Source organism: Pseudomonas sp. B611 (assembly GCF_055407965.1).
Map to the genome: position 1 here is coordinate 80,818 of NZ_JBUZST010000013.1, position 13,655 is coordinate 94,472.

General features: G+C 63.5%; 15 protein-coding genes. 11 read left to right on the top strand and 4 right to left on the bottom strand.

What is annotated here, in order from left to right; all coding sequences use genetic code 11:
• Nucleotides 1-85 precede the first annotated feature (85 nt).
• Nucleotides 86-742 (bottom strand): class I SAM-dependent methyltransferase, encoded by a 657-nt coding sequence (locus tag ACZRMO_RS22685; RefSeq protein WP_463974248.1) that lies wholly within the window; start codon nucleotides 740-742, stop codon nucleotides 86-88.
• A complete protein-coding gene (locus tag ACZRMO_RS22690; RefSeq protein WP_124525096.1) occupies nucleotides 739-1,194 on the bottom strand; it encodes a YbaY family lipoprotein in 456 nt (151 codons plus the stop codon). The genes ACZRMO_RS22685 and ACZRMO_RS22690 overlap by 4 nt, the downstream gene beginning before the upstream one ends.
• 139 nt (nucleotides 1,195-1,333) lie before the next feature.
• On the opposite strand from ACZRMO_RS22690, the gene nrdR reads away from it, so the two are divergent.
• The 11 genes from nrdR (at nucleotide 1,334) to ACZRMO_RS22745 (ending at nucleotide 9,515) form a co-directional block, all read left to right on the top strand.
• Nucleotides 1,334-1,798 carry a transcriptional regulator NrdR gene (nrdR, locus tag ACZRMO_RS22695; RefSeq protein WP_017736640.1) on the top strand — a complete coding sequence of 155 codons (465 nt, stop codon included), beginning with the start codon at nucleotides 1,334-1,336 and terminating at the stop codon, nucleotides 1,796-1,798.
• The gene (ribD, locus tag ACZRMO_RS22700) at nucleotides 1,795-2,931 is read left to right on the top strand and encodes a bifunctional diaminohydroxyphosphoribosylaminopyrimidine deaminase/5-amino-6-(5-phosphoribosylamino)uracil reductase RibD (protein WP_463974249.1); all 1,137 of its coding nucleotides are present in this window, start codon (nucleotides 1,795-1,797) and stop codon (nucleotides 2,929-2,931) included. Before nrdR ends, ribD begins: the two co-directional genes overlap by 4 nt.
• A gap of 45 nt (nucleotides 2,932-2,976) precedes the next feature.
• Nucleotides 2,977-3,639 (top strand): riboflavin synthase, encoded by a 663-nt coding sequence (locus ACZRMO_RS22705; protein ID WP_017736638.1) that lies wholly within the window; start codon nucleotides 2,977-2,979, stop codon nucleotides 3,637-3,639.
• Nucleotides 3,640-3,654: 15 nt separating this feature from the next.
• On the top strand, nucleotides 3,655-4,746 hold the full coding sequence (ribBA, locus tag ACZRMO_RS22710; RefSeq protein WP_463974250.1) for a bifunctional 3,4-dihydroxy-2-butanone-4-phosphate synthase/GTP cyclohydrolase II: 1,092 nt from the start codon (nucleotides 3,655-3,657) through the stop codon (nucleotides 4,744-4,746).
• An 88-nt stretch (nucleotides 4,747-4,834) separates the two neighbouring features.
• Nucleotides 4,835-5,311 carry a 6,7-dimethyl-8-ribityllumazine synthase gene (gene ribH, locus ACZRMO_RS22715; RefSeq protein ID WP_003194576.1) on the top strand — a complete coding sequence of 159 codons (477 nt, stop codon included), beginning with the start codon at nucleotides 4,835-4,837 and terminating at the stop codon, nucleotides 5,309-5,311.
• The gene (nusB, locus tag ACZRMO_RS22720) at nucleotides 5,308-5,808 is read left to right on the top strand and encodes a transcription antitermination factor NusB (RefSeq protein WP_017736636.1); all 501 of its coding nucleotides are present in this window, start codon (nucleotides 5,308-5,310) and stop codon (nucleotides 5,806-5,808) included. Before ribH ends, nusB begins: the two co-directional genes overlap by 4 nt.
• A gap of 18 nt (nucleotides 5,809-5,826) precedes the next feature.
• A complete protein-coding gene (gene thiL, locus ACZRMO_RS22725) occupies nucleotides 5,827-6,792 on the top strand; it encodes a thiamine-phosphate kinase (RefSeq protein WP_463974251.1) in 966 nt (321 codons plus the stop codon).
• Between the two features lie 55 nt (nucleotides 6,793-6,847).
• Nucleotides 6,848-7,567, top strand: coding sequence for a substrate-binding periplasmic protein (locus ACZRMO_RS22730; protein ID WP_463974252.1), 720 nt, complete (start codon nucleotides 6,848-6,850; stop codon nucleotides 7,565-7,567).
• A 129-nt stretch (nucleotides 7,568-7,696) separates the two neighbouring features.
• Nucleotides 7,697-8,314, top strand: a complete 618-nt coding sequence (ribA, locus tag ACZRMO_RS22735) for a GTP cyclohydrolase II (RefSeq protein WP_016978544.1) — start codon at nucleotides 7,697-7,699, stop codon at nucleotides 8,312-8,314.
• On the top strand, nucleotides 8,311-8,730 hold the full coding sequence (locus ACZRMO_RS22740; protein ID WP_463974253.1) for an MFS transporter: 420 nt from the start codon (nucleotides 8,311-8,313) through the stop codon (nucleotides 8,728-8,730). The genes ribA and ACZRMO_RS22740 overlap by 4 nt, the downstream gene beginning before the upstream one ends.
• A complete protein-coding gene (locus ACZRMO_RS22745; RefSeq protein WP_463974254.1) occupies nucleotides 8,727-9,515 on the top strand; it encodes a cobalamin-binding protein in 789 nt (262 codons plus the stop codon). Before ACZRMO_RS22740 ends, ACZRMO_RS22745 begins: the two co-directional genes overlap by 4 nt.
• A 100-nt stretch (nucleotides 9,516-9,615) precedes the next feature.
• On the opposite strand, the gene ACZRMO_RS22750 is transcribed toward ACZRMO_RS22745, so the two are convergent.
• Both ACZRMO_RS22750 and dxs read right to left on the bottom strand, forming a co-directional pair.
• A complete protein-coding gene (locus ACZRMO_RS22750; protein ID WP_463974255.1) occupies nucleotides 9,616-11,505 on the bottom strand; it encodes a TonB-dependent receptor domain-containing protein in 1,890 nt (629 codons plus the stop codon).
• A 158-nt stretch (nucleotides 11,506-11,663) separates the two neighbouring features.
• Nucleotides 11,664-13,562 (bottom strand): 1-deoxy-D-xylulose-5-phosphate synthase, encoded by a 1,899-nt coding sequence (gene dxs, locus ACZRMO_RS22755; protein ID WP_463974256.1) that lies wholly within the window; start codon nucleotides 13,560-13,562, stop codon nucleotides 11,664-11,666.
• Nucleotides 13,563-13,655 lie beyond the last annotated feature (93 nt).

Consider the following 13,655-nt stretch of genomic DNA (forward strand, 5'->3'; position numbering starts at 1 on the left):
CGCGGGCAAGCCCGCTCCCACAGGGGAATGCATTTCAACAGGACAATGCAGCCCGAATGTGGGAGCGGGCTTGCCCGCGATGGCCTCAAGAACGCCGCGAGTGGTACAGGCTCACCTTGCGAAACTCCCAAGGCTCGGCCAGGTCCGGCAGCGTCAGCGCATCGAGGATTTCCAGGCGCCGATAATCCGCATGCTGAAAGTCTCTTACCCGCGAATCCGCCACCAACGCTTCACGACCACGGGTGAGGAATTGATCCAGCAACGGCAGGTTGGCGCGGTCGTAGAGGACGTCGGCCACCAGGATCAGGTCGAAGCGGTCGGCTTCGGCGAAGAAGTCCGCCGAATAACCCAGCGTCACACCGTTGAGCTCGGCATTCGCCCGGCACGCCGCCAGCGCCAGTGGATCAAGATCGCAAGCCACCACTTCCAGCGCCCCGGCTTTGACGGCAGCGATCCCGGCCACGCCGGAGCCGGCGCCAAAATCCAGCACGCGCTTGCCGGCCACCCACTCGGGGTTCGCCGCCAGGTGCCGCGCCAGTGCCAGGCCGCTGGCCCAGCAGAAGCTCCAGTAGGGCGGTTCATGCAGGATGCGCCGGGTTTCTTCGGGGCTGAAGGCGCGGTCCATGTTGTCCGCATCCAGCAGCCACAACGACAACGCGGTGTCCGGCAGTGGGCAGGGCACCAGTTGCGCGTCGCCGATCAGCTCGCTCAGCGCCGCTTGCAGGGCCAGCGGTGGTGTCATGGTGCCTTGACGAGTTGCAGGGGGCCGGTGGTCTGGGTGATCGCCTGGGTGATACGCACGGCGGGCAGGTGCAGGATCAACTGGCCCGACTGGCTGGCGCGGCCGCGCACTTCAACGCGGGCACCGGCCGGAAAAGCCTCGGGGTTGAAGCGCAGGCGGAAGGCCAGGGGCTTGCCGTTGCCGGTCAGCACGCTGCTGGCGAGCAATTGTTGCGGGCGCGAGCGCTCGTCGATCACCAGCAGGGCCATCTCGACTTCAGCGCCGGCGGGCACGTTGGTCAGGCTGCCGTTGATTTCGCGCTGATAGGCCGGCAGTGGGCCGAGGTCTTCAATGCCTGGGACTTTTTTCTCTTGCGCAGGCACCGGCTGGGGCGTGGACGGTTTAGGGGCTTCGCTGCTGCAGGCGACCAGGAAACTGAACACGGTGAGCAAGACAAGTGGTCGTAACTGCATGTACGGCTCCAGAAAGGGCAAAATCCGTGGCTTTAAAATCAAGAAACATAATAGCCAGTCTATATACCGTAAAGGCTATGGCTTGTCTTGCCACGGGGATGCGCTACCATGGCCCTCCCTTTTTTTGTTGCCTGCCACCATGCACTGTCCCTTCTGCGGTGCCAACGACACCAAGGTCATTGACTCACGTCTGGTCGCCGAGGGCGATCAAGTGCGTCGCCGGCGCGAATGCCTGGCCTGCGGTGAGCGTTTCACCACCTTCGAAACTGCCGAACTGGTATTGCCGCGCCTGATCAAGTCCGACGGCAGCCGCCAGCCTTTCGACGAAGACAAACTGCGCGCCGGTATGCAGCGCGCCCTGGAAAAACGCCCGGTGAGTGTCGAGCGCCTGGAAGCCGCGCTGGTGCATATCAAGCACAAGTTGCGGGCGACCGGCGAGCGCGAGGTCAAGAGCCTGGTGGTTGGAGAGCTGGTGATGGGCGAGCTGCAAAAGCTCGACGAAGTCGCCTATATCCGTTTCGCCTCGGTGTATCGACGCTTCCAGGACCTCAACGAGTTCCGCGAAGAAATCGACCGCCTGGCCCGTGAGCCTGCCAAACAATGACCCCACCGTCTGCCGAACAAGCTGTCCTCGACGCCCATTACATGGCCCGCGCCCTCGAATTGGCGCGCAAGGGCCTGTACACCACCCATCCCAACCCACGGGTCGGCTGCGTGATCGTGCGCGATGGGCGGATCGTCGGCGAAGGTTGGCATGAGCGCACCGGCGAGCCCCACGCCGAGCCCAACGCCCTGCGCGCTGCCGGTGACAAGGCCCGTGGCGCCACGGTGTACGTGACCCTCGAACCGTGCAGCCACCACGGCCGCACGCCGCCCTGCGCCGATGCGCTGGTGAGTGCCGGCGTGGCGCGCGTGGTGGCTGGCATGCAGGACCCGAACCCGGAAGTGGCGGGGCGCGGCATGCAGCGTCTGGCCCAGGCCGGGATCGAAACCCGCAGCGGCGTTCTGGAAAGCGAAGCGCGCGCGTTGAACCCCGGTTTCCTTAAACGCATGGAACACGGCCTGCCGTTTGTGCGGGTCAAGCTGGCGATGAGCCTGGACGGGCGCACCGCGATGGCCAGCGGCGAGAGCCAATGGATCACCGGCCCCGCCGCCCGCGCCGCCGTGCAGCGCCTGCGTGCCGAGGCCAGCGTGGTGCTGACCGGCGCCGACACGGTGCTGGCCGATGGTGCGCGCCTGACCGTACGCGCCGCCGAGCTGGGTCTGGATGAGGAAACCACCGCCCTGGCCATGTCGCGCCCGCCGTTGCGCGTGCTCATCGACGGCCGCCTGCGCGTGCCGCTCAACGCGCCGTTCTTCAAGGCCGGCCCGGCATTGGTCATCACCTGTGTGACCGCGGAAAACCAGTTCCCCCGTGGCCCCGAGTGCCTGGTGGTGCCGGGCGTCGAGGGCCAGGTTGACCTGCGTTCGGCGCTGGTCGCCCTGGCGGCCCGTGGCGTCAACGACGTGTTGGTGGAAGCCGGGCCAAGCCTGGCGGGCGCCTTTGCCCAGCAAGGCCTGGTGGATGAATACGTGATTTTCATCGCCGGCAAGTTCCTCGGCTCCGCCGCGCGGCCTTTGCTGGACTGGCCGCTTGAGAAACTGGCAGACGCCCCCCAACTCAAGATCACTGAAATGCGCGCTGTAGGCGATGACTGGCGAGTCACTGCCATCCCTGTTCCAGCAGCGAGCGTATAATTTTCTGCCTGCGCCCAGCGCGGTAACGTTTTCCAGGAGAAGGCCATGTTCACCGGCATCATCGAATCCATCGGCAGCATCCGTGCAATGACCCCCAAGGGGGGCGACGTCCGCCTGTCGGTTGAAACCGGCAAGCTGGACCTCGGCGACGTCAAGCTGGGCGACAGCATCGCCATCAACGGCGTGTGCCTGACCGTCATCGAGTTGCCAGGCAACGGTTTTGCCGCCGATGTCAGCCGGGAAACCCTGGACTGCACCGCGATGAACGACCTCAAGGCCGGCAGCCCGGTGAACCTGGAAAAAGCCCTGACCCCGACCACCCGCCTGGGCGGCCACCTGGTCAGCGGCCATGTGGATGGCGTCGGCGAAGTGGTCGCGCGCAGCGAAAACGCGCGTGCCGTGGAATTCCGCATTCGCGCGCCCAAGGAGCTGGCCAAGTACATCGCCCACAAAGGCTCGATCACCGTCGATGGCACCAGCCTGACCGTGAACGCCGTGAACGGCGCCGAATTCGAACTGACCATCATTCCCCACACCCTCAGCGAAACCATCATGGCGTCTTACCAGCCTGGTCGCCGGGTGAACCTGGAAGTGGACTTGCTTGCCCGTTACCTGGAGCGCCTGCTGTTGGGCGATAAGGCCGCAGAGCCAACCGGAAGTAACATCACCGAAAGTTTTCTGGCCGCTAACGGCTACCTGAAATCCTGACCAAGGGGGTGCCACGTGGCGCTCAATAGCATCGAAGAACTGGTTGAAGACATCCGCCAAGGCAAGATGGTCATCCTGATGGATGACGAAGACCGCGAGAACGAAGGCGACATCATCATGGCCGCCGAGGCGTGCCAGGCTGAGCACATCAACTTCATGGCCAAGCACGCCCGCGGGCTGATCTGCATGCCCATGAGCCGCGAGCGCTGCGAACTGCTCAAGCTGCCGCTGATGGCGCCGCGTAACGGCTCCGGGTTTGGCACCAAGTTCACCGTGTCCATCGAAGCCACGACGGGTGTTACCACCGGTATCTCCGCCGCTGACCGCGCGCGCACCGTGCAAGCCGCTTCCGCGAAGGACGCCAAGGCTGAAGACATCGTCAGCCCCGGCCATATCTTCCCGCTGATGGCCCAACCCGGTGGCACCCTGGCCCGTGCCGGCCACACCGAAGCCGCCTGCGACCTGGCGCGCATGGCCGGTTTCGAGCCGAGCGGGGTGATCTGCGAAGTGATGAATGACGACGGCACCATGGCCCGTCGCGCCGAACTCGAGGCGTTTGCCGCCGAGCACAACATCAAGATCGGCACCATTGCCGACCTGATCCACTACCGGATGATCCACGAACGTACCGTTCAGCGGATTGCCGAGCAGCCACTGGACAGCGAACTGGGCCAATTCAATTTGGTGACCTACCGTGATTCAGTGGAAGGCGACGTGCATATGGCCCTGACCCTGGGCAACATTTGCGCCGAAGAGCCGACCCTGGTGCGTGTGCACAATATGGACCCGCTGCGCGACCTGCTGATGGTCAAGCAGCCGGGCCGCTGGAGCCTGCGCGCCGCCATGGCTGCGGTTTCCGAGGCAGGCAGTGGCGTGGTGCTGTTGCTCGGCCACCCGCTGGATGGCGATGTGCTGCTGGCGCATATCCGCGAAACCGCCGACCACGCGCCGGTGAAAAAACCGACCACCTACAGCATTGTCGGTGCCGGTTCGCAGATCCTGCGTGACCTCGGTGTGCGCAAAATGCGCCTGATGAGTGCACCGATGAAATTTAATGCCATATCCGGTTTCGACCTGGAAGTAGTAGAATACGTGCCCTCCGAATAAAGGCCGGCGATTCTTGCCCCTTGTTCGCGGTTAAATCATCACTAAGGGACGCCGTTTGCGCGTCCCGGCTCTTTAAGAGATTTGTCGAATGACCCTGAAGACCATCGAAGGTACCTTCATCGCCCCCAAAGGCCGCTACGCCCTGGTAGTTGGCCGCTTCAACAGCTTCGTGGTTGAAAGCCTGGTAAGCGGTGCCGTGGATGCCCTGGTTCGCCACGGTGTGAGCGAGAGCGATATCACCCTTATCCGTGCGCCTGGCGCCTTCGAAATCCCACTGGTTGCGCAAAAAGTTGCTCAGCAGGGTGAGTACGCGGCGATCATCGCCCTGGGCGCGGTCATTCGTGGCGGCACCCCGCACTTCGAATACGTGGCTGGCGAATGCACCAAGGGCCTGGCCCAGGTGTCCATGGAGTTCGGCGTGCCGGTTGCGTTCGGCGTACTGACCGTGGATTCCATCGAGCAAGCCATCGAGCGCTCCGGCACCAAGGCCGGCAACAAAGGCGCCGAAGCTGCCTTGTCCGCCCTGGAAATGGTCAGCCTGCTGTCGCAGTTGGAGGCCAAGTGATTTCCGACGAGAGCGACAACTTCAACCCGCGCGAGCCACGTCCAGCCGATGCCGGTAAGCCATCGAAGAACGAGAAGCGTCGCGCTGCTCGTCAGTTGGCGACCCAGGCGCTGTATCAGCGCCACCTGGCCGGTACTTCGCTGAACGAAATCGAAGCGCAGTTTCGCGTCGACAACGATTTTACCTTCGCCGACCTGCCGTACTTCCACGACATCCTGCACGGTGTGCATGCGCACCTGACCGAGATCGACACGGCCCTGGCACCTTGCCTGGACCTGACCATCGAAGAGCTGGACCCGGTTGAACTGTGCGTGATGCGCCTGTCTGCCTGGGAACTGCTGTACCGCGTCGACGTGCCGTACCGCGTAGTGATCAACGAAGGCATCGAGCTGGCGAAAGTCTACGGTTCGACCGACGGTCACAAGTTCGTCAACGGTGTGCTCGACAAGCTGGCCCCGCGCCTGCGTGAAGCCGAAGTGAAGGCGTACAAGCGCTAACCTGCGCTTGAGTTCGCAATGGGCGAGTTTGAGCTGATCCGCAAATACTTCGCCGCCGCGCCTTGTGCGCAGGGCGGCGAAGGTATTGCCCTGGGGATCGGCGACGACTGCGCCTTGCTGGCGCTCCCCGCCGGGGAGCAGTTGGCAATCTCCACCGATACCTTGGTGGCCGGGGTGCATTTTTCCGACCCCTGCGACCCGTTCCTGCTCGGCCAGCGCTCGTTGGCCGTGGCCGTGAGCGACCTGGCCGCCATGGGCGCCCATCCCCTCGCATTCACCCTTGCCCTCACCACCCCGACCGTCGATGCCGATTGGCTGCAACGCTATGCCCAGGGTTTGAACGTCATGGCGCAAAGCTGCGGCGTGCGCCTGGTCGGCGGTGACACCACGCGCGGCCCGCTGAGCCTGACCCTGACCGTGTTTGGCCGGGTGCCCGCCGGACAAGCGTTGACGCGCAGCGGGGCGCAGCCGGGCGACTTATTGTGTGTGGGCGGCGAGTTGGGCAATGCCGCTGGCGCTTTGCCTCTGGTGTTGGGCCAGCGCAGCGCCGAGACGGCGATTGCCGAGCCGTTGCTGGCGCACTATTGGTCGCCGCAACCGCAGTTGGCCTTGGGGCTGGCGTTGCGGGGCAAGGCGACCTCGGCGATGGATATCTCCGACGGGTTGCTGGCCGATTGCGGGCATATCGCCAAGGCGTCGGCTGTCAGCCTGTTGATCGAGCGCCAGCGGTTGCCGCTGTCCCCGGCGCTGCTGGCGTTTGTCGGTGACGACGACGCGCGCGTGGCGGCCTTGAGCGGGGGCGACGACTACGTGCTGGCGTTCACCCTGCCGCCTGCGGAACTGGCGCCGCTGTTGGCGACTGGTTGGCCGATCCACGTGATCGGCCGGGTCGAGGCGGGGCAGGGCGTGACGCTGCTGGACGCCAACGGCCAGGACATCACCCCGGCCGTGCGTGGCTATCAGCACTTTCGCGAAGCGCCGTAAGTCGGCGACCTGCGCTACCCTCTACACAGTCATTCCGGAGTAGGAGCTTGCCACCATGGATGTGCGCCGCTGGCTGTTGATCCTGCTGTGCGCCCTCACACCTCTGGTGCACGCCGATGAGGCGCCGGGCAAGGTCGTGCTGGCCAGTGAAGCCTGGGACGACTACACCAACGCCGATGGCCGCGGCCTGGCCTGGGACGTGTTGCGCCTAGTGTTCGAGCCGGCCGGGATCACGCTGCAAACCCGCACGGTGCCATATACCCGTTCTGTCGGCCTGGCCCAGCGCGGCGAGGTGGATGGCTGGGTCGGTTCCTACCGGGACGAAGCCACTGGCGTGCTCTACCCCCACTGGAATTTCGACTCCGATCACATCTACGCCCTCGGCCTGGCCGGCACGCCGGCGCCGACCGTGGCCACGCTGGGCAATTACCGCCTGGCCTGGGTGCGTGGCTACAAGTACGAGGAGTACTTGCCCAACGTGCGCCGCTTCAACCAGATCGAACGCCGCGATGGCATTCTGCAGATGCTGCAACACGGTCGGGCCGACTTCTATATCGATGCGTTGACCGAAGCGAAGTACGTCCTTAGCCAGTCCAGCGATCCCTCGAAGTTCCAGCTCACCCATATTGCCGAGCTGCCGCTGTATATCGGTTTTGCCGATACCGAACGAGGGCGAGCGTTGATGGCCGTGTACGACCAGCGCGTCGCAACCTTAGTGAAAAGCGGCGAACTGAAGGCGATCTTCGAGCGCTGGAACCAGCCGTATCCGTTCTGACCTGCATAGAACCAGGATGAAGGCCAATCGAACCTATTGATCTTTATCAGCGATAATTCAGCTTAAGCGTCTGTAGGAACGTGCTGTTACAATGGCCGCCTTTGTAAAAACTGAAATCAGGAGCACACGGTGCCCGTCGTTTTCGTCGCCGCTTCCAAGCTGCCTACCCCTTTTGCCACGTTCACCATGAACGGCTTTCTTGAAGAAGCCACCGGGCGCGAGCACGTCGTGCTCAGCCTCGGTGATATCGCTGACGGCGCTCCGGTGCTGGGCCGCGTGCACTCCGAGTGCCTGACCGGTGACGCACTGTTCAGCCAGCGTTGCGACTGCGGTTCGCAACTTGAAGCGGCGATGCGCGCCATCGCCCGTGAAGGCCGTGGTGTACTGCTGTACTTGCGTCAGGAAGGCCGTGGCATTGGCCTGATGAACAAGATCCGCGCCTACGAGCTGCAAGATGGCGGCGCCGATACCGTCGAAGCCAACGAGCGCCTGGGTTTTGCCGCCGACCAGCGCGACTACGCGATCTGCCTGCCGATGCTCGAACACCTGGGGGTCAAATCCCTGCGCCTGATGACCAACAACCCGCGCAAGGTCAAAGCCTTGACCGAGATGGGCATCACCGTCGCCGAGCGCGTGCCGCTGCACACCGGGCACAACCCGCACAACAAACTCTACCTGGCCACCAAGGCCAGCAAGCTCGACCACATGATGGGCAACGAGCATCAGGGCGAGGTTGACCGCGCGTGACCCGTGGCCAGGTGAAACGGCGACTGTCCTTCAACTGGTGGCAGTACCTGGCCCTGGCCCTGCTGCCCTTGTTTGTGATCAACCTGGTGTTCGGCCAAGCCGAATCCTTGCTGCCCGTGCTGGCCATGCCGTTCTTTATCGCCGGCGTGGCCTCGATGTTTCTCAGCCTGCGCTATTTCCATGGCTATAAACACGCGCTGATCGCCACCTCCAAAGCCCTCGATACTCCTGAAGAACCGGCCGCCTGGATCACCCTGGCGGCCCGTCGGCGTACCGCATTGTTGATTGCCGCCGCGCCTGCCTGGATCGGTGCGCTGGCGGTATTTGTCGGCCTGGAAGCGGTGCCGTTGTTTCTATTGGCGCTGTCGACCCTGGTGCTGTTCTACCTGTATCGCATCCCCCGTCAACTGGGATGAGGCGTCACTGGCTGGCGCTCCTGCTGCTGGCATGCAGCGCCCAGGCTCTGGCGGCCGAACGCGTGGTCAGCCTGGCGCCATCCCTGTCTGAAATCGTGGTTGAACTGGGCGCCGCCGACTTGCTGGTGGGCGTGCTCGATGGCGGCGAACGCCCCGCAGCCCTGGCGACGCTGCCGTCGGTCGGGCACTACGGTCAGTTGAATATCGAGCGCCTGCTCAGCCTCAAGCCCGACCTGATCCTGCTCTGGCCCGGCAGCGTCGGCCCGGCCCAGCGTGAGCAGTTGCAGCGCTTGAACATCCCGGTCTACGTCGCCGAACCTCACAGCCTTGAACAGCTCGCCAGCCAGGTCCAGGCCATCGCGGACCAGTTGGGCCGTGCGGATGCCGGTCGCCAGTTGGCCGCGCAATTGCGTCAGCGCTTGGCCGCGTTACGTCAGCGGTATCAGCGAGCCGAGCCATTGCGGGTGTTTTACCAGGTGTGGAACCAACCGCTGTACACCGTGGGTGGCGGGCAGATCATCAGCGATGCGCTAAGCGTTTGCGGCGCACGTAATGTGTTCGATGACCTCACATTGCCTGCGCCACAGGTGAGCATCGAGTCGGTGTTGCAGCGTGATCCCGAGGTGATTCTGGTGGGGGATCAGGCGCAGAAGGATGCCTGGCGTGTCTGGCCAAACATGGCTGTGCGAGTGCGGTTGGTGCCGGATAAAGGCCTGGAGCGGCCCAGTGGGCAGATGGTGGAGGCGGTGGCGCGGTTGTGTCAGGTGATATCGCCTGACCTGTGAGACCGCTTTCGCGAGCAAGCCCGCTCCCACACTTTGATTTGCGAATACTTTCAAAATGTGGGAGCGGGCTTGCTCGCGAAGAGGCCAGTACAGGCGCCGATCAAATCTCAGGTGTCCAGGTCACACCCATCATCCACACCCGGCCTTCTTCCCGATAAGCCTGATTGTTCTTGAAGTCCACATCGTCATAGCTATACATCGCCCGCGCAAACGGCTTGTCCAACAGGTTATCGACCTTCAGCGACAACGCCACTTCGCGATTCAACGCCCAACTGCTGCGCAACCCCAGCAGTGCATAGCCACCCAGGCGCTGTGTATTGTCCTGCGCGTCATAGCTGCTGCTGATTGCCTGCCAGCTGGCGCCCACGCCCAGCCGGTCGAACTGCCGGTCCAGGTCCAGGCTCAACGTACGACGTGCCCGACGGGCCAAGGTATGGCCGCTGTCGCGGTCACGCGGGTCGATAAGCGATAGCCCAAGGTTGCCTTGCCAGCCAAACAGCTCCTGCTTGAGCGCGGCTTCAAAGCCATTGATACGTGCCGCCGCGACGTTTTGCGGCTTGCTGGCGCTGTCGAGGATGATCGCATCGCGCAGGTCGGTGCGGTACAGCGAGGCTTCCAGGCGCGTGCTGTCGCTCAATTGGCTACGCCATTGCAGCTCGTAGCTCTTTGAGGTTTCGGGCCGCAGGTTGGGGTTGCTGTACTTCGTGTCGGGGTAATACAGGTCGTTGAAGGTTGGCGCGCGGAAGCCTTCGCTGTAGCTCAGCAGCAGGTCGTTATCGGGGTTGAGCGGCAAGGTGAAGCTGGCGCTCCAGCTGTTCTGCCCGCCGAACTGCTGGTTCTGGTCACGGCGCAGGCCCAACTCCGTCGAGAACCACGCGCCGTGGAAGCGATGCTGCACAAACGCGGCGCGATTCCAGCGGCTGTTTTCGGTAAAAGTGGTGGAGCCATGGAAACGGTCTTCGTACCAGTCTGCACCGAGTATCAGGCTGTTCTGCTCGTTCAGGGTCAGGTCGTTCTGCCAGTTGACCGAGTCGCGGTAGGTGTTGAACACGCTGAACTCATCGCTGAGGGTGTCGCGCTTGGTGTCGCGGTTCTCGCTGTGGCCCAGTTCCAGGCGCGATTGCCAGCGCTTACTGAGGCTCGCATCGATATAGCCGCTGGCGCTGCTCACGGTGTAGTCGGTGTAGGGTTTTTGCCCAACGCTTTGCCCGCTGGCGAAGTCATAGCGGCCGAAGCTGTTGTCGTATTCGGACTTGCCACGGCTATCCAGCAGGTTGAAGCCCACCGCCAACTCATCGCTGAAGGCGTGGCTGAGGTTCAAGCTGATGGACTGGTTGCGATAGGCATCATGGTCGCCATCGCTGGGGAATGACGTATGTGTCGAGTTGATGCCCGCCGTTTCATCCAGGCTCGCACCCAGGTTGAACCGCGTGCGTTCATCACCACCGGACAGCCCGAAGCTGCGCTCCCAGGTCTGGTTGCTGCCAAAGCCCAGCTTCAAGCGCGGCTGTAGACCTTGCTCGGCATTGCGCCGGGTGAAGACCTGGATCACCCCGCCAATTGCGTCGCTGCCGTAGATCACCGAGCGTGAGCCGCGCAAGACTTCCACCCGTTCGATCTGATCGACATTCAGGTATTGCAGGCCGCTGTCGCCGGAGGTGGTGTTGGCGATGCGCTGGCCGTCCACCAGCACCAGGCTCTGGGCGGATTTTGTGCCGCGAATATAAACCCCTGGCAAACTGCCACGCCCGCCGGTGGGGGCGATTTGCACGCCAGGCACACGGCTGAGCAGGTCCGTAAGGCTGGTGGGCTGTAGGCGGTCGATGTCGTCGCGGGTGAAAACCGTGTTGGCGGCGCTGCTGTCGTTGCGCGCCTGCACCTGTCGGTTGGCGCTGATGACCACGTCGGGGAGGTTCAGGGCTTGGTCGCGGGTGTCGGCGAGCAGTTCGGGGGCAGGTAGAAGCAGGAGGGCGAGGTGCAGGCGTTTCATGGTCTGTCCATAGAGTTTGAAGGCGGCACAAAACACATGTGGGAGCGGGCTTGCTCGCGAAGGCGGTGGGTCAGTCGACAACTCCAGTGACTGACACTCCGTCTTCGCGAGCAAGCCCGCTCCCACATTTTAGATCCGGTTTCTGCCGGGGGATTGGGTTACAGGCCCACCAGCGCCATGCGCTCGCGTACCGACGCTTCAATCCCTGCTTCATCCAACCCACACTCCGCCAACATCTGCGCCGGCTTGGCGTGTTCGACGTACACATCCGGCAAGCCCAGGTGCAGCACCGACTTGAGGATGTTCTCCCGCGCCAGGAACTCGCTGACTGCCGCGCCCGCACCGCCCATGATGGCGTTTTCTTCGACCGTCACAAGCAGCTCGTGGCTGGCGGCGATTTCGCGTACGAGGGCTTCATCCAGCGGTTTGACGAAGCGCATATCGACCACGGTGGCGTCGAGCTTCTCGGCGACTTTCAAGGCTTCGGCCAGTTGCACGCCAAACACCAGGAAGGCGGTCTTGCTGCCTTGGCGGCGGACGATGCCCTTGCCGATCTCGATAGGCTCCAGGTCCTTCTCGATCACCGCATTCGGACCGTTGCCGCGCGGGTAGCGCACGGCGGCGGGGCCGTTGTACAGGTGGCCGGTGCTGAGCATCTTGCGCAGTTCGTTTTCGTCGCTCGGCGTCATCACCAGCATGCCGGGGATGCAGCGCAGGTAGGACAAATCGAAGCTACCGGCATGGGTTGGGCCGTCTTCGCCCACCAGGCCTGCACGGTCGATGGCGAACAGTACGTCGAGGTTCTGTACCGCGACGTCATGCACCAACTGGTCGTAGCCGCGTTGCAGGAAGGTGGAGTAGATCGCCACTACCGGCTTGGCGCCTTCACAGGCCATGCCTGCCGCGAACGTGACGGCGTGCTGCTCGGCAATCGCCACGTCGAAGTAACGCAGCGGGAAACGCTCGCTGAACGCCACCAGGTCCGAGCCTTCCTTCATCGCCGGGGTAATCCCCACCAGGCGCGGGTCAGCTGCGGCCATGTCGCACAGCCATTCGCCGAACACGCCGGAATACTTCGGCCCGCTGGCCTTTTTCGGCGCGGCGGCGGGGGCGTCCACGGGTTCCAGCTTGGTGATGGCGTGGTAGCCGATCGGGTCGACTTCCGCCGGGGCGAAGCCTTTGCCCTTTTTGGTGACGATGTGCAGGAACTGCGGGCCCTTGAGGTCGCGCATGTTGCGCAGCGTGGCAATCAGGGTAGGCAGGTCGTGGCCGTCGATCGGGCCTATGTAGTTCCAGCCCAACTCTTCGAACAGGGTGCCGGGTACCAGCATGCCCTTGGCATATTCTTCGGTACGCCGGGCAATTTCCCACGCGCCGGGCAGACGCGAGAGCACCTTCTTGCTGCCTTCACGCATGCTGGCATAGGTGCGGCTGGAGAGGATCTTGGCCAGGTAATTGGACAGGCCACCGACGTTGCGCGAGATCGACATGTCGTTGTCGTTGAGGATCACCAACATGTTGGCGTCGACTTCCGGCGCGTGATTCAGCGCTTCGAAGGCCATGCCGGCGGTCAGCGCGCCGTCACCGATCACCGCAATCGCCTTGCGATCGCTGCCTTGCAGGCGGGCGGCAATGGCCATGCCCAGCGCGGCACTGATGGAGGTGCTGGAGTGGCCGACGCCAAAGGTGTCGTACTCGCTCTCGGAGCGACGCGGGAAGGCGGCAATCCCGTCCTTCTGGCGCAGGCTGCCCATTTGCTCGCGGCGGCCGGTGAGGATTTTATGCGGATACGCCTGATGGCCCACGTCCCACACCAGCCGGTCGTCCGGGGTGTCGAACACGTAATGCAGGGCGATAGTCAGCTCGATGACGCCCAGGCCGGCACCGAAATGCCCACCGGTCTGGCCGACCGTGTAGAGCAATTCCAGGCGCAACTCATCGGCCAGGGTTTCCAGCTCGGCTTCACCCAGACGACGCAGGCCGGCCGGCGTGGCAGCACGGTCGAGCAGGGGCGTGGACGGGCGCTTGCGGGGAATCTCTTGAAACGTCGTGGGCATCAGGCGAATCGTTATAGGTATAAGAAGAGGCGGCAGTTTACCTCAAGCATCGCAAACTGCCCACGCAGAGCGCCGAACTTGGCTGATATGCGG